Below are 16,007 nucleotides of genomic sequence, written 5' to 3' on the forward strand. Positions count from 1 at the left end.
ATTTATGTATAAAATTTATGCCCACTTGTTGATCATACCATCACGATTGAGCGCTAACCATTGCAAACAAATAACCGTTGCAGCATTGTCTATTTCCCCACTATTAAGCCGTGCCAGTGCATCATCTAGTGTTAATATATGGGTTTTAATATCCTCCCCTTCCGTTTCTAAACCGTAAACTCCGCTGTTTACTTGGCTTAAATCGGCGCGGGCTAAATATAAATGTAACCGCTCAGTAGTGCCGCCGGGGCTTGAAAGATACGAAAGCATAAACTCGAGCTCGGTTAAATTAAGTCCGGCTTCTTCATAGGCTTCTTTTTTTACTACCGCTGCATAATCCTCACTGCCATCGGTCATACCTGCAATACATTCTAACAGCCATGGCGAATGTTTGCTTTTTATTGCACCAATGCGTATTTGCTCTATTAATAACACTGTATCGGTTACAGGGTCGTAAGGCAGCACGGCAATAGCATCGCCGCGTTCTAAAATTTCACGGCTAATGAGTTGCGACTCGCCACCGGCAAATAATGCATGTTCAAATTGATATAAGTTAATTTTAAAAAAACCATCGTAAAGGTTAGTAATAGGTTTTAATCTCACATCTTGGTGAGTAAATTCGATCAACTTTTTATTGGTCATATAACTACCTCTTACTTATTTTAATAAACTAAAGTGGATTAATATATTCTGTTACACTTACAAACATTGTTTTACTCATTTTTTTTTTAGTTATGAGCCAAAACAGGTTAACATGCCCAATAGTATAAAATTTGTCTAAGGACCGAACCACACATGAAAAAGAACATCCTTGCGGCGCTGGTTAGTTTATCATGCGCAATTGGCGCTACAGCTGCTCACGCTGAAGATTTACTGCAAGTTTTTGAAATTGCGACAGCAAACGATCCTACCGTGTTAAAGGCAAAAGCCCAAGCGGATGCACAATCTTATCAAAGTGATCGTGCGATGAGCGCATTATTACCTCAAATAGGTTTAAGCTTAGGCTACGAAAAAAGTGACTCTACCTCTTTTCAAAGTGTTGGCGATTTATCAAATCAAGTTAAAGTAGAAAGCGATACTGACCAATTCACTCGTGGTGTTAGCTTAAGCCAAACACTGTTTGATTTAGGCGCATGGAATAACCTAGGTATTGCTGATAAACAAGCTCTACAAGCCAGTGCACAGTACGATTTTGCCAAGCAAGATTTAATAGTACGTGTTGCCGATGGTTACTTTAATGTATTAAGTGCTATCGATAGCCTTGAATTTGTTAAAGCTGAAAAGCGCGCTATTGAACGCCAATTAGAGCAAACAAAGCAACGCTACGCGGTAGGCCTAACTGCTATTACCGACGTACACGAAGCTCAAGCTCAGTTTGATAACTCAGTAGCACAAGAAATTGTTGCCGGTAATGCCGTAGAAACAGCACGTGAACTACTGCGCGAAATAACAGGTAAGTACCACGCAAAACTTGACGTTTTAAATACCGAAACATTTTCAACTGTAAAGCCAAATAAACCCTCTAGCGACTTAGTTAAAGTGGCTGAAGAAAAAAACTTAAATTTACAAGTAGCAAAAGTCACAGTTGATATAGCTAAAGATCAAATTGAGCTAGCGAAAGCAGGCCACTACCCAAAATTAACACTTGATGCGCGTTACGGTGATTCTTTAACCAATCGCGACATAAACGGTGCAAGTTTTGATAACCAACCTCGTGCCGATTCGACCACTATAGGTATTAACTTTAGTGTGCCTCTTTACTCAGGTGGTGCCACGGTTGCTGCAACTAATCAAGCACGTGCATTTTACGTCGCTGCAAGCCAAGATTACGAAACTAACTATCGCGCAGTTACACGCACAGTTATTACTTCTTATAATCAGGTGGTTTCAGATATAGCGACCTTTAGAGCGCTAGAGCAAGCGGTTATATCTGCCGAAAGTGCACTTAAAGCAACTGAAGCAGGTTTTGAAGTAGGTACTCGTACTATTGTTGATGTACTTGTTAGCACACAAAATTTGTACAATGCAAAACGTAACCTTGCCAATGTTCGCTATCGCTACGTGGTATCTACGCTGCGTTTAAAGCAAGCAACAGGAACACTGACAAATGCTGACTTAATGGCGATTAATAAAGGTTTAAACGCAATTTAACACAGCTTAGTCTAGTAACTAAAAAGCCAGCATTTTGCTGGCTTTTTGTGTTTTATAGCGCTTAGCGTTAAACTAGCGTTTTTATTATTAGAGAATTTTTTGTGGTTACCTCATCTCCTTTTAAAATATCTTTTTTGGGTCCTCGTTACTGGTTAACTTGGGTGGGTGTTTTCTTTTTATATTTAATTTCGTGGCTACCACAAAAGCTACAACTAGCAATGGGCAAGCAGCTTGGCCGATTAGTGCATAAATATATGAAACGACGCCGCCATATTGCTGAGGTAAATATAAAACACTGCTTCCCAGATATGAGCGAAGCAGACCAGCAAGCATTAGTATTAAAAAACATGGAAAATACCGGAATGGCTATGGTCGAAACTGGTATGGCATGGTGGTGGCCAAAGTGGCGAGTACAAAAAGCTTACGGCTCAATTAAAGGGCTTGAGCACTTTGAGCGCATTCAAGCGTCGGGCAAAGGCGTGTTAATGCTAGTTCCGCATATTTTGCATCTTGAAATGGCGAGCCGTGTAATGGGATTAAAATACCAAGGCTTAGGTTTTTATCGCCCGCACAACAATCCGCTTATGGAATACTTTACTACCAATGGTCGCTTGCGCTCTAACGAATATTTAATTGGCCGAAAAGACGTAAAAGGTTTATTAAAAGCGCTTAAAAACAAAAAAATATGTTACTACTTACCTGATCAAGATTATGGTCGTAAGCATTGTGAATTTGTGCCATTTTTTGCCGTACCAGACACAGCAACAACCACAGGAACGCTAATGTTTGCAGCCAGTAAACACTGTGAAACAGTTAGTTTAGTTAGCCGTCGCGACGAACACGGTAAATACCACTTAGAGGTATTACCTGAACTTGAAAACTTCCCCAGTGGCGACAACAGAGCCGATGTCACTCGTGTTAACCAACGCATAGAGCAAGCAATTAATGCCGCTCCTGAGCAATATATGTGGCTACACCGCCGTTTTAAAACACGCCCCGATGAAAATAGCACTTCTTTTTATTAAAAGTAATGGTATAACAATAGATAATAAAAATAAAAATGAGTACCAACTATGTGGTTCTGGATTAAACATTTATCACTGGCTGCGGGGCTAATAATTCTCGCAGTCTACTTTTTATTAGGTGATGGTCCAGTATTTGATTTTAAAGAATCAAACAATGCAGCGGCGCAAGGATTAAGTCGGTTTTACTCTTCAATTCGTAATAAAGTGAGCGACGAGCAAGGTAAGTTTGTATTGCAGCTTAAAAAGCCAGAACAAACTCTTGAGCGTGTTTTAGCTGAGCGCATGCGTATTATTGAACCGATTCCAAAAACCTGGACAGGTAAAATTGAGCCTCGACGCTTTGAAAACGGGTCAACACTAAAAAAGGCGTTATCGCAATATGCCAGTAATGAAGGCATAGAGTTATATTGGTATTTAAGTAAAGATTACGTCGTTAAAGATCATTTTAGAGTCGATAGCAATTTCACTTCTACCTTGTATCAAGTAGGGCGTGCAATTAACGACGACTTTGAAAACGAAGTATACACTTACTTATGTCATAAACAGCGCGCGGCCGTAATTACTGAACTACCTTCTGAATTTGTTCGCACTAACTGCTTACAACTTAAAACTTGAACTTAATAATTAGCACTTTGATACTCATCTGAGTATCAAAGTGACGCGCGCTTAACCAAAGTTCAAGTTAACTTAATTCAAACACAGTTTGCCAGATTGCAGTTACATTTTTAATGTCATCACTAAATTGTGCACGCTCTGCGCGGCGCCCTTGCTGATCTAAACTCAACACATGATAGCGCGAACGGTAATTAATATACGCCTGAATTAATTGCTGCTTTTGCGCCTTGGTAATGCAGCCAAGCTTTGCAGCATCAGTTAAAATTCTGACGTTATCGGAATACACACATAGCTCTTCAAATTGTTGCGCATAATTTAGCACTAAGTACTGAGTAATAAATTCAATATCTGTCATTGCGCCAACATCTTGCTTTAAATCAAATTGCTGCTCATTTCCTGTTGCTAAATGTTCACGCATTTTTTCACGCATTTTTATTACATCGTCTTTGAGCACTTTTTTATCGCGCGGCTGACACAGTATATTTTTACGAATTTGCGCAAAACGCTCAACAAATTCAGCTTGCCCTAAAATCAGCCTAGCTCGCACTAGCGCTTGATGCTCCCACGTCCATGCCTGTGTTTGTTGGTAATGATTAAAGCTCTCTAGGTTAATTGCCAGTAACCCCGATGCGCCTTCAGGGCGTAGTCGTGTATCAAGCTCATATAAAATCCCCGAAGCGGTTCGGGTATTAAATAAATGCATTAAACGTTGCGCCAATTTTAAATAAAATTGCCTTGAATCTATTGGCTTTACACCATTAGTTTGGCTGCTGCCATCGTGGTTATGTACAAAGACTAAATCTAAATCAGAGTCATAACCCACTTCAAAGCCACCGGTTTTACCATAGGCAATAACCGCAAAACCTTTGCTTTCGTCGTTAGTACTAGGTGGCATACCAAAGCGTTTTACACAATTGTGCCATGCAATATTAACGGCCTGATCGACAATAGCCTCCGCCAGTGCCGTTAAATGATCGCTCACCTTCATTACATCCATAACATCGGTGGCATCGGCAGCGGCAATTCGTAACTGATGCGTTTGTTTAAACTGTCGTAACGCCTCCATTTGCATTTCTAAGTCGTCGGGCTCAATACGTAAAAAATATTGCCTAATTTCGTCTTTATAGGCGCTTAAAGGTGTTGGCTTATAAAGTACTGCGGGGTCTATTAGCTCATCAAGCAAAATAGGGTAAAGCGAAATATGCTCACCTATCCATTTACTATAACAACACAATAATACTAACTGCTTTAAGGCACCTGGGTTTTCGTATAACAGCTCTAAATAGGCGGTACGCGAAATTATTTTATTGAGTATTTGGCAAATAACATTAAATGTTTCGGCAGTGGCATTAAAGTCGTTCATTTGTTTGAGTAAAACCGGCATTAATTTATCAAGAATATTACGCCCTCGATTACCCACTTTTGCTTTAGATATACGTTGTTTAAAGTCGTGTAGTGGTGTTTGCCAATCTTCCCTGGGATCATTTAAAAAACTCACATCACCATGATCCCAAGTACTAATAAATGCGCCTTCGCAAGTATCTAGCGGCTCGGTTTCCTCCCCTATTACATGATTAAACTCATTATGAATTTGCCCCATTACATGCTCTAAATAGCTTAACGTAGCGCTAAAGTCGGGCTGATTGAGTAAATAGTTTAAACGTTGCTGATTTAGCTCCTCATCCGGGAGGGTTTGCGTTTGTTGGTCATCAAATATTTGTAGGTACTGCTCTACTTTACGCAGGTATAAGTAGTTTTTTTGCAGATCTTTTGCTTCAAGCTCATCAATTACTTGGCTTAAGCTAAGCTCTTTAAGGGCGTGTAATAATGATTGAGTTTGCAAATTAGCCTCTCGCCCACCACGTACCATTTGTAGTGCTTGTACAATAAATTCAACTTCTCGTATTCCGCCTGCGCCTAGCTTTATATTGTTGGTTAGGCGCTTACGACGTACTTCTTGAGCAATCATCAACTTCATTTTTCGCAGCGACTCAATCACCGAAAAGTCAATATAGCGTCTATATACAAACGGCTTTAATAGCTGGTTAAACTCGCTAAAATAAATGTTAGGCGTGCCAATTAAGCGCCCTTTTAACATGGCATAACGTTCCCAATCACGGCCTTGCTCTTGGTAATAATCTTCAATTGCATTAAAGCTCATAACTAACGGGCCACTTTCACCAAAAGGTCGCAGTCGCATATCTACTCTAAATACTTGGCCGTCAACGGTCACTTGATTAAGTGCGGTTATTAACTTTTGCGCCACTTTGGTATAAAACACTTGGGCTTCGAGCGAGCGACGCCCGCCTTGGGTTTTAATATTGCGAGGATAGGCAAAAATAAGATCTATATCTGATGAGTAATTTAGCTCTTGTCCGCCAAGCTTACCCATTCCTAACACCATTAAAGGCAATGGCTGACCTTGTTCATTTAAAGGCTCACCATTGGTTTTTGCCACCTGTGTATAAGCCCACTGATTTGCACTTTCTATTAGGTTATCTGCTAATTGGCTTACATACTTGATACTATCGGCAATTGGGTTGTCGCAACATAAATCTAAAAAAGCCACTTTAAGCCAGTACTTTTCTCGGTATTGCCGCAGTAATTTATGGCAATCGCGCTCATCAATATTATTTAGGTCTAAGTCAATAAAAGGAGCTGCAATCACCCTATTTTTAATTTCGGTGTTACATAATAACCAGTTTTTTAGCTCAGGTTGCGATGTTAAACAGCGCCATGCAAAGTCACTCAAGGCTAATAACCGTACCAGCGCTAATTCTTGCTTTTGTTGTGGATAAAGCTGTTCGAAGCGTGTTTCGCCAAGTTTTTGTAATTGAATGGGAAGTTGCTTTACGTTACTCATCAATACTCTCTTTTATATCATCAATAACCGTACTAGAATGATTAAAAACCTATTAAGGTAAATACTACTTAGGAAAACCATGTCATATTTGTCATTATCTAACACTAGTTTACTTGCGATTGCTATTAGTTTTATTGTTATTTGCGTGATCATAATGAGCTTAAGAATAACCACTCAACTAAAAGCAAAACAAGCGCTTAAAGATGAGTTAGCGCAGCATGATAACTTTGCAATGGGGATTAGTTTTGCCTCAGAAATATCGGTGGTGATTGCCTCAGTAGCATTTTTATTTGATGAAATAAGCATAAGCACAGCGCAATCGAACCCATTAAAAGTGATCTTTTTAATCGTTTTATTATTTTTATTTATTAAAGTAGGTCACTTAATTCATCGCAAATGGATTTTGCATCGCTTTAATGAAGAAGCCGCTATTTTAAAACAAAATGTCTGCGCCGCACTAGTCGACTCAGGTATGTTAATTGCAAACTGTATTATTACTTTAGGGCTTTACACTTGGACTCACACTCAAGGTTTTAGCAGTTTACTCATTGCCTTTGTAAGTTTTTTTGTACTACAAGGTATGTTTGCTTTTGATAGTAAAATACGTGAATACCACTTTGCCAAAGCTAACCAAGGCGCATCGCTACAAAGTAACTTTGGCCTTGAAAATACCTCTATTGGTATTCGTTACGCGGGTAAATCAATTGGTTTATCGCTGGCCGCGTATGCTGGTTTGTCCAGCGCAGCGTTTCAAAATGGTAAGATGGTCGAAAATTTATTTACACTCGTGATGCATTGCGGTGTAATGTGGGTGCTACTTTACAGTTTAACTTATGTAATAAAAAAGATTTCGTTACCAAATATCGATACTTCGCTGGAAATTGATCATCAAGATAATATTGGTATTGCTTGTATCGAATTTGCGGTTTTTTGTGCTGTAGGTTATTTGCTTATTAGTATGTTTTCAATTTAACACCAAGCTGATTAAATATAATATTTAATCAGCTTGTGAACACTTTGCTTAAGTGTAATGGGGCCTTATGCTATTTGATGTAACCAATTATCTGTTAGTTGATATAGATAATGAGTTTAGCAGAGCATTTGCTGAGTACTCTTTTAATCATGCTCAGAGCCAATCACCCAGCGGGTTAATAGCAGCTGGTAGCCACACCCGGCAGTTAGTAAAAATGATGTTTGATGAACTTATAAAAGATTACTGCTATTGCGACTTTGAAAATGAAATTAGTGTATCAGAGCTCGCTACCTACTTGCATGATCATCATAAAATTAAAGGCGTATTATTTAACCGTGTTGATTACTTACTTGGCGATGATAAACAGCGCTTTATTTATAACTCACTACACAAAAGTCGCTTTTTAGTTAGCCAAGACGAAAATGGCTTTTCGTTTAGCCCAGTAACAGACCCAGGGCATTCAAATCACTTATCGTGCCATACCGATATAGCACAAGCGTCACTAAACCTAATAGAGACTGATGAGCAATTTAATAAAAATAAATAATTGCACCTAGCTCACAGCTTACTTACCATAGCGGCATATAACTTTTATGCACTAACCAATAAGTGACACCACATGCGAGTTCCTCATATTTATCAGGCATCGAGTATTGCCTTAAACACTCCCGTTACATTAGATGACGACGCTGCAGGGCATATTGGCCGAGTATTGCGAATGAAAGTAGGCGAGCACGTGTCTATTTTTAATGGTGAAGGCGGTGAATACCTTAGTGAAATTATTGAGGTGACTAAAAAAAATGTCGTGGTTATGCCACAACAGCTAAATACTCATGATGTAGAGTCGCCCTTAAAAATTCACTTAGGCCAATGCGTATCGCGTGGCGATAAAATGGATTTTACCATTCAAAAATCGGTGGAACTGGGTATTACCGAAATCACCCCTATTTTTAGTCAGCGTTGCGGCGTTAAATTGATGGGCGATCGACTTGATAAAAAACACCAACAATGGCAAAAAATAGCCATAGCCGCCGCAGAGCAATCTGGGCGTAATTTTGTACCTGTTGTTCATCCGCCGGTAGATCTAAAGCAATGGCTTGCACAGCAAAGTGCAGCAATTAAGCTCACTTTGCATCCACGTGCCGAGCACAGTATCAAAACAATTACCGTCCCAAAAGATGGCGTACGCTTTTTAGTTGGCCCTGAAGGCGGCTTTACTGATGAGGAAATGGCGCAAACAAAGCAACAAAACTTTGTAGATATTCGCTTAGGCCCGCGCGTATTACGCACCGAAACAGCAGCATTAACTGTTTTAAGTGCATTACAGCTGCAGTTTGGCGACTTAGCTAATTGAAATAACTAAAAGTACCCACATATATATATTAATATTCATATTAAGGCACAGCGCATGGCAATTAAGTTAGGCATTATTTCAGATCCTATTAGCGGATTTAATATTAAAAAAGACACTGGTTTTGCAATGATGATGCAAGCGCAAGCACGTGGCTATGAAATTTACTATATGGAAATGGATGATCTTTCACTACGCCAAGGTCAGGCATATGCTACAGCTGCAAAAGCACAGGTTTTTGACGATCCAAACAATTGGTACCAGCTTGAGCAAAAAACCACTATTGCACTTGGCGATTTAGACGTTATTTTAATGCGTAAAGATCCCCCTTTTGATACCGAATACATATACGCAACGTATATTTTAGAGCGTGCCGAACAAGCAGGTACACTCATAGTTAACAAGCCACAAAGCCTGCGCGACGCAAACGAAAAGCTGTTTACAGCTTGGTTTAGCGAACACACGCCCGACACTTTAGTAACGCGCAGCCAAAAGCAAATTCGTGAGTTTTTAGCGCAGCATAAAGACATTATTTTAAAACCGCTTGATGGCATGGGTGGCGCGTCGATTTTTAGAGTTAAAGCAGACGATGCTAACATTGGTGTAATTTGTGAAACATTAACCGAGCACGGCAGTCGCTTTGCCATGGTACAAAATTATGTTCCAGAGATCACTCAAGGCGATAAGCGCGTATTGGTTGTTGATGGCGAAGTAATTCCATATTGCTTGGCGCGTATTCCACAAAACGGAGAAACACGCGGTAACTTAGCCGTAGGTGGACGCGGCGAAGCACGTCCTTTAAGTGAATCCGATTTAAAAATTGCACAAGCTGTGGCACCAACACTTAAAGAAAAAGGCCTAATTTTTGTCGGCTTAGATATTATTGGCGACAAATTAACCGAAATTAACGTAACCGCACCAACCTGTGTTAAAGAAATTGAAGCGGCGTACGATATTTCAATTACGGGTATTTTATTTGACGCAATTGAAAAACGACTCGCTAAATAAGTTAGCGTTATTAAAAGCGCTTTCATATTGTAAGGTTTAAGGTATTCATTATTTTTAAATCGTATGAAAGTGCTTATTTTGTTTTAAAAACATGGGTATGTGCCATACTAAAAATTCATTAACTAAAAAGGGTGAAATCTATGCAGTCATTAGAAAATCATTTTTTAATCGCAATGCCGTCGATGCAAGACCCTTTTTTTAAACGTGCTGTTACCTATATTTGTGAGCACAATGAAGACGGGGCTATGGGCTTGGTAATCAACCAACCTATTAATATTACCGTAGGTGAGTTACTCGATAAAATAGAAATTGATAACGACAAAACTCAGCAAGCAGCGCAAGTTAGCGTATATGCTGGCGGGCCGGTTAAAACCGACCGTGGTTTTGTACTGCACTCTCCAAAGCATGGTTACTCTGCGAGCCAAACGCTCAGCAGTGATATCATGATCACCACCTCTAAAGATGTACTCGCTTCGTTAACCACAGCACAAGCACCTGAACAATTTATTATTACTTTGGGCTACTCTGGCTGGGAGCAAGGTCAATTAGAACAAGAGCTATTGGATAATAGCTGGCTGATAATTAAAGCTGATCCGAAAATTATTTTTGACACCCCCGTTGAAAAACGCTGGGAAAAAGCAGTTTCTATGCTGGGCTTTGATATAAGTCAACTCAGCCCTGAAGCTGGTCATGCTTAACAAGATAAACTTATGACAAAAAAAAACTTCAAGCCGCAAGGCCAGCGTACTGTAATGGGCTTTGACTTTGGCACCAAAAGTATTGGTATTGCTATAGGTCAAGAGCTCACTGGCAGCGCATCGAGCCTTAAAGCTGTAAAAGCACAAGATGGCATTCCTAATTGGGATGACATAGCAGTACAAGTAAACGAATGGCAACCCGATTTAATGGTGGTAGGTTTACCGCTAAATATGGATGGCACCGCCCAAGAGGTAACTTTTAAAGCTAAAAAGTTTGCTAATCGATTACACAATCACTATGCCATACCGGTAGAAACACAAGATGAGCGCTTAACCACCGCCGATGCTAAAGCGCGCTTGTTTGAGCAAGGCGGTTATAAAAACTTAGGCAAAGGCAAAGTAGATAACATGTCTGCGGTGATTATTTTAGAGAGCTTTTTTGAAACAAGTTACGGTGAGTAAAAATATTAGGTGTTAGGCTTTGAATATCAGAGCTTTTAAGCTGATACCCAAAGCCTTCTCTTTAACTTAACTAATATTGCCTTTATCATCAAGGCCATCAATAGTGACCCCTTGTAAAAAGCCCGCCCCTTGCTGCTCATTGTTGCGCAGCTTTATCATTAAGCGCAAATCGTTCGCCGAATCGGCATGGTGCAATGCATCTGCATAATTGATTCGTTGCTGTTTATACAGCTCAAATAAGGCCTGATCAAAGGTCTGCATACCCATTTCTTTCGATTTAGCCATGGTTTCTTTAATACCGCCTATATCACCATTTTTAATTAGCTCTGCAACCATAGGTGAATTAAGTAATATTTCAATAGCAGCAACTCGACCTTGCCCGTCAGATGTGGGGATCAGCTGCTGGGCAATAATAGCGCGTAAATTTAATGCTAGATCGTACTTAAGCTTATCGTGCTTTTCTTTTGGCACTAAATGCATGATCCGATCTATCGCCTGGTTAGCGTTGTTTGCATGCAAGGTAGCCACACATAAGTGCCCTGTTTCTGCAAAGCTTAATGCATACTCCATGGTTTCTTGTGAGCGTATTTCGCCTATTAATATTACGTCGGGTGCTTGGCGTAACGAGCTTTTAAGCGCTGACTCAAAACTTTCGGTATCTAGCCCTACTTCGCGTTGAGTAATAATACTTTTACGGTGTTCGTGTACAAACTCAATCGGGTCTTCAATGGTTAATATATGTCCGCGCTGATTACGGTTTCTATAGCCAATAAGTGCAGCAAGTGAGGTTGACTTACCCGTACCGGTTCCCCCCACAAATAGCACTAAACCACGTTTCGACATAATCACATCGGTAAGTGTAGACGGCAGCCCAAGTTCGCCAATTTCAGGTATTTTAGTAACAATACGACGAATAACCATGCCCGCTTTATCGCGCTGCCAAAATGCCGAAACACGAAAACGTCCTTCGTCAGTGGCAATCGCAAAGTTGCATTCTTTCGTTGTATGAAACTCGGCTTTTTGTTTTTCACTCATTGCCGATTCAACCAACTCAAGTGATTGCTCATCGCTGAGCGGCTCATCATCAAGCGGGGTTAATTCACCATTAATTTTAGCGCTGATAGGCAGTTGGCTTGAAACAAATAAATCAGAGCCTTTTTTATCTATCATTATTTGTAAAAAGTTATTTAAAGATAAAGCCATTAGTATTCCTTAACCACCGAACTGAGTTTTGTCTTGCGCTTTAGCTTGCGCTGCAATATTGGTAACAATGCCATGATTAACTAAGTTTGTTAAACATTGATCCATTGTTTGCATTCCATGCGAAGCGCCAGTTTGAATAGACGAGTACATTTGCGCCACTTTATCTTCACGAATTAAGTTACGAATAGCAGGTACTGCAAGCATAATTTCGTGAGCAGCTACTCGCCCACCGCCAATTTTTTTAAGCAGGGTTTGCGAAATTACCGCACGTAATGATTCCGAGAGCATAGAGCGGATCATGGCTTTTTCTTCACCTGGGAATACATCTATAATACGGTCAATGGTTTTAGGTGCAGAGGTGGTGTGCAAAGTGCCAAATACTAAGTGACCAGTTTCGGCTGCTGTCATTGCCAGGCGAATGGTTTCCAGATCACGTAATTCACCAACTAATATTACATCTGGATCTTCACGAAGTGCACTGCGTAGCGCATTTTTAAAGCTATGTGTGTCGCGATGTACTTCTCGCTGGTTAATCAGACTTAATTTGTTATCGTGGACAAACTCTATTGGATCTTCAATAGTGAGAATATGGTGATGTTTTGTTTGATTTATATAATCAACCATAGCCGCTAATGTTGTCGACTTACCTGACCCTGTAGGGCCAGTTACTAATACTAAGCCGCGAGGATTATCGGCAATGGTTTTAAAAATATCGGGAGCACCTAAATCATCTAGTGTGAGCACTTCACTGGGGATCGTACGAAATACAGCGGCTGGGCCACGATGAGTATTAAAGGCATTAACACGAAAACGTGCTAAATTAGGCACTTCAAATGAAAAATCCACTTCGAGATTTTGTTCGTAGTCCTTGCGCTGGTTATCGTTCATAATATCGTAAACTAGGTTGTTTACATCTTTGTCTCCTAGTGCTGGTATATTAATACGCCGCACATCGCCGTCTACGCGTATCATAGGTGAAACCCCTGATGATAAATGTAAATCGGATGCTTTGTGTTGCACACTAAACGCCAATAATTCGGTAATATCCATTTATGACTCCACAACTAACTGATAAATATATGGTTACAATAGCAGAACGACTCACATCCGCCTACGCTAGAATTGCAGTAGCGGCAAAAAACGCCCAACGAAATAGTAACGAAATAACCTTACTTGCAGTATCAAAAACCAAACCAAGTGCCGATATTATTGCTGCCTACAAGCATGGCCAACGCCAATTTGGTGAGTCTTATGTTCAAGAGGCTGTAGATAAAATAGCGCAACTACACGCATATAGCGATATCATTTGGCATTTCATTGGCCCTATTCAATCAAATAAAAGCGCATTAGTGGCCGCCAATTTTGCTTGGGTACAAAGTGTTGATCGGATTAAAATAGCGAAACGCTTAAACAGCCAACGACCAGCCGATAAAGCCGCGCTTAATGTACTTATTCAAGTAAATATTAGTAATGAAGAGGCTAAGTCGGGTTGCCAGCTTAATGAAGTAGCCGAACTGGCCAGTTTTATTAACCAATGTGAACAATTAACTTTACGCGGACTAATGGCTATTCCGGCTAAAAGCGATGATATTACAACGCAAACTCAATATTTTAAGCAATTACAAACTTGCTTTGATAAACTACAGACCCAATATCCTCAAGTAGATACTTTGTCGATGGGGATGAGCAATGATGTTGAAGCTGCAATTAGTGCAGGCTCAACCATGGTGAGGATCGGCACAGACATTTTTGGCACACGAACTTAAAAGGTGATAACAGATATATGTCAGATAAAACAATCGCATTTATAGGCACAGGTAATATGAGCTACGCCATTATTGGTGGCATGGTAAAAAATGGGTTTAATGCAAACAATATTATTGCCACAAACCGTAACCAAGAAAAGCTGGCCAAAGTGGCAGCCGATTTCAAGGTGAAAACCACCAGTGACAATAACGAAGCCCTGCGCGATGCTGACGTAATTGTACTTTCTGTTAAACCACAAATGATGGGCGATTTATGTAAATCGTTTCAAGAGTCGGGTGTCGACTTTAGCGATAAACTGTTTATTTCAGTAGCAGCTGGTTTAACCGTAAAACGTTTGCGCGAAATGCTTGGCCAAGACGTGAAAATGATACGTTGTATGCCTAATACACCTTCGCTACTTGGCCGTGGTGTATCCGGTTTATATGGCACTGGCGAAACGCCAAGCGAGCACGAATTTGTACAACAAGTTTTTGAATGCACTGGCATTGTAGTGTGGGTTGAGCAAGAATCGCAAATTAACGATATTATTGCAGTTACAGGCTCATCGCCTGCTTATTTTTTCTTATTTATGGAAGCCATAGAAGAGAAAGCCAAAGCACTGGGCTTTAACGATGCAGATGCACGTCGCTTAGTACAACAAACAGCACTTGGCGCTGCCGAAATGGCACTAAGCCAACCCGATATAACCATTTCGCAGTTACGCTCAAACGTAACATCTAAAGGTGGTACTACGCATGCAGCCGTTGAGCATTTAAAAGATAAAGGCTTAACCCAAACCGTTGCCGATGCCATGGATGCGTGTATTACGCGTGCACAGCAAATGGAACAAGAACTTTAAGAAGGTTAAATTATGAATGCCATGCAATTTTTAATCAGCACCCTGTTTGATCTATTTTTAATGGTGGTATTACTGCGTTTTTGGCTACAGTGGGCAAAAGCCGACTTTTACAACCCAATGAGCCAATTTGTGGTTAAAGCCACCTCTTTCGCAGTAAAGCCACTGCGTAAAGTTATTCCTGGGTTTGGAGGCCTTGATTTAGCCTCGCTATTGCTGGCATTTTTTGTTGCCGCAGCCAAAATAAGTGTGCTTATGTGGCTTATTTATAAGTCATGGGCTATACAACCAGTACTTATTCAAGCATTAATCACCGTACTAAAAGAAGGTTTAAACTTAGTTTTTTGGGTACTTATTATTCGCGCTATTCTAAGCTGGGTTAGCCAAGGCTACAACCCAATAGAAGCGGTATTCCACCAGCTGACTGAACCTATGTTAAAACCTATTCGTAAAATTCTACCATCGCTAGGTGGCTTAGATTTATCGGTTTTAGTGCTTATTATTGGTATTCAGTTTTTACAAATGCTGCTTATGGATCTGTTAGTTTAAGCGCTTATTTTAGCTAAAGAGGTCACAAGACCTCTTTTTTATGTTTTAGGAGTTAATTATGCAACGGTTAATTAAATTGTTTTTTATTACCTGTTTAGCTTTTACCTTTAATGCCCACAGTGAGCAAGTTTCCGGCGCGCAGTACAAAGAGTTAGGTCAATGGCAAGTACATTACATCGCTTTTCCTTCAACCTTTGTGCAACCTAAAATAGCCCAAGCTTATCGCCTTGAGCGTAGCGGCTACAAAGGGATTGTTAATATATCTATATTAGCTAATGATACCAATAACACGGCGCAAAAGGCCGTGCTAAAAGGCACAGCTAAAAATCTACTAGGCAATAAACAAACGCTTAACTTTAAAGAAGTAATTGAAGGCGATGCAATTTATTACCTTGCTCAAGTTAACTACACTAACGAAGAAGTTTTACGTTTTGAGATTGAAATACAGCAAGACTCACAATTTCAAAAATTACAGTTTCAGCAAAAATTTTACGTAGATTAAATAAC

General features: G+C 40.1%; 17 protein-coding genes. 13 read left to right on the forward strand and 4 right to left on the reverse strand.

Annotation, left to right across the window (positions count from 1 at the left end; all coding sequences use genetic code 11):
• Positions 1 to 15: 15 nt before the first annotated feature.
• Complete coding sequence (locus I6E78_RS00900; protein WP_011329239.1) at positions 16 to 642, reverse strand: NUDIX domain-containing protein; 627 nt, start codon at positions 640 to 642, stop codon at positions 16 to 18.
• 153 nt (positions 643 to 795) lie between these two features.
• Here I6E78_RS00900 and tolC point away from each other — a divergent pair, with 153 nt between their 5' ends.
• The 3 genes from tolC (at position 796) to I6E78_RS00915 (ending at position 3,791) form a co-directional block, all read left to right on the forward strand.
• The gene (tolC, locus tag I6E78_RS00905) at positions 796 to 2,151 is read left to right on the forward strand and encodes an outer membrane channel protein TolC (protein WP_011329240.1); all 1,356 of its coding nucleotides are present in this window, start codon (positions 796 to 798) and stop codon (positions 2,149 to 2,151) included.
• Between the two features lie 101 nt (positions 2,152 to 2,252).
• Positions 2,253 to 3,176 carry an LpxL/LpxP family Kdo(2)-lipid IV(A) lauroyl/palmitoleoyl acyltransferase gene (gene lpxL, locus I6E78_RS00910; RefSeq protein ID WP_193038449.1) on the forward strand — a complete coding sequence of 308 codons (924 nt, stop codon included), beginning with the start codon at positions 2,253 to 2,255 and terminating at the stop codon, positions 3,174 to 3,176.
• Between the two features lie 48 nt (positions 3,177 to 3,224).
• Entirely contained in the window at positions 3,225 to 3,791 is a 567-nt protein-coding gene (locus I6E78_RS00915; protein ID WP_179806956.1) for a toxin co-regulated pilus biosynthesis Q family protein, read from the forward strand.
• A gap of 67 nt (positions 3,792 to 3,858) precedes the next feature.
• Here the strand turns inward: I6E78_RS00915 and glnE are convergent, their stop codons facing one another.
• Positions 3,859 to 6,654 (reverse strand): bifunctional [glutamate--ammonia ligase]-adenylyl-L-tyrosine phosphorylase/[glutamate--ammonia-ligase] adenylyltransferase, encoded by a 2,796-nt coding sequence (gene glnE / locus I6E78_RS00920; protein ID WP_011329243.1) that lies wholly within the window; start codon positions 6,652 to 6,654, stop codon positions 3,859 to 3,861.
• A 79-nt stretch (positions 6,655 to 6,733) separates the two neighbouring features.
• Between glnE and I6E78_RS00925 the strand changes: the two genes are divergently transcribed.
• The 6 genes from I6E78_RS00925 (at position 6,734) to ruvX (ending at position 11,146) form a co-directional block, all read left to right on the forward strand.
• Positions 6,734 to 7,627, forward strand: a complete 894-nt coding sequence (locus I6E78_RS00925) for a DUF350 domain-containing protein (RefSeq protein ID WP_011329244.1) — start codon at positions 6,734 to 6,736, stop codon at positions 7,625 to 7,627.
• A gap of 67 nt (positions 7,628 to 7,694) precedes the next feature.
• Positions 7,695 to 8,174 carry a hypothetical protein gene (locus I6E78_RS00930; RefSeq protein ID WP_089368757.1) on the forward strand — a complete coding sequence of 160 codons (480 nt, stop codon included), beginning with the start codon at positions 7,695 to 7,697 and terminating at the stop codon, positions 8,172 to 8,174.
• Between the two features lie 72 nt (positions 8,175 to 8,246).
• Positions 8,247 to 8,981 carry a 16S rRNA (uracil(1498)-N(3))-methyltransferase gene (gene rsmE / locus I6E78_RS00935; RefSeq protein WP_011329246.1) on the forward strand — a complete coding sequence of 245 codons (735 nt, stop codon included), beginning with the start codon at positions 8,247 to 8,249 and terminating at the stop codon, positions 8,979 to 8,981.
• Positions 8,982 to 9,035: 54 nt separating this feature from the next.
• Positions 9,036 to 9,986, forward strand: coding sequence for a glutathione synthase (gene gshB / locus I6E78_RS00940; protein WP_089368758.1), 951 nt, complete (start codon positions 9,036 to 9,038; stop codon positions 9,984 to 9,986).
• 140 nt (positions 9,987 to 10,126) lie between these two features.
• Positions 10,127 to 10,684, forward strand: coding sequence for a YqgE/AlgH family protein (locus I6E78_RS00945; RefSeq protein ID WP_058374183.1), 558 nt, complete (start codon positions 10,127 to 10,129; stop codon positions 10,682 to 10,684).
• Between the two features lie 12 nt (positions 10,685 to 10,696).
• Positions 10,697 to 11,146, forward strand: a complete 450-nt coding sequence (gene ruvX / locus I6E78_RS00950) for a Holliday junction resolvase RuvX (RefSeq protein ID WP_011329249.1) — start codon at positions 10,697 to 10,699, stop codon at positions 11,144 to 11,146.
• A gap of 66 nt (positions 11,147 to 11,212) precedes the next feature.
• Here ruvX and I6E78_RS00955 read toward each other — a convergent pair whose 3' ends face one another.
• Both I6E78_RS00955 and I6E78_RS00960 read right to left on the reverse strand, forming a co-directional pair.
• Positions 11,213 to 12,349: a PilT/PilU family type 4a pilus ATPase gene (locus I6E78_RS00955; protein WP_011329250.1), complete on the reverse strand. Its 1,137-nt coding sequence runs from the start codon at positions 12,347 to 12,349 to the stop codon at positions 11,213 to 11,215.
• Positions 12,350 to 12,358: 9 nt separating this feature from the next.
• Positions 12,359 to 13,399 carry a type IV pilus twitching motility protein PilT gene (locus I6E78_RS00960; RefSeq protein ID WP_041454575.1) on the reverse strand — a complete coding sequence of 347 codons (1,041 nt, stop codon included), beginning with the start codon at positions 13,397 to 13,399 and terminating at the stop codon, positions 12,359 to 12,361.
• 2 nt (positions 13,400 to 13,401) lie between these two features.
• On the opposite strand from I6E78_RS00960, the gene I6E78_RS00965 reads away from it, so the two are divergent.
• The 4 genes from I6E78_RS00965 to I6E78_RS00980 are packed head-to-tail and all read left to right on the forward strand — an operon-like array spanning position 13,402 to position 16,002.
• On the forward strand, positions 13,402 to 14,115 hold the full coding sequence (locus I6E78_RS00965) for a YggS family pyridoxal phosphate-dependent enzyme (protein WP_011329252.1): 714 nt from the start codon (positions 13,402 to 13,404) through the stop codon (positions 14,113 to 14,115).
• A gap of 17 nt (positions 14,116 to 14,132) precedes the next feature.
• On the forward strand, positions 14,133 to 14,954 hold the full coding sequence (gene proC, locus I6E78_RS00970) for a pyrroline-5-carboxylate reductase (RefSeq protein ID WP_197181801.1): 822 nt from the start codon (positions 14,133 to 14,135) through the stop codon (positions 14,952 to 14,954).
• A gap of 12 nt (positions 14,955 to 14,966) precedes the next feature.
• A complete protein-coding gene (locus I6E78_RS00975) occupies positions 14,967 to 15,500 on the forward strand; it encodes a YggT family protein (protein WP_089368759.1) in 534 nt (177 codons plus the stop codon).
• Between the two features lie 58 nt (positions 15,501 to 15,558).
• The gene (locus I6E78_RS00980; RefSeq protein ID WP_197181802.1) at positions 15,559 to 16,002 is read left to right on the forward strand and encodes a DUF4426 domain-containing protein; all 444 of its coding nucleotides are present in this window, start codon (positions 15,559 to 15,561) and stop codon (positions 16,000 to 16,002) included.
• Positions 16,003 to 16,007 lie beyond the last annotated feature (5 nt).

Origin of the sequence: Pseudoalteromonas sp. NZS127 (assembly GCF_015864805.1) — a bacterium.
Lineage (GTDB): Bacteria > Pseudomonadota > Gammaproteobacteria > Enterobacterales > Alteromonadaceae > Pseudoalteromonas > Pseudoalteromonas nigrifaciens.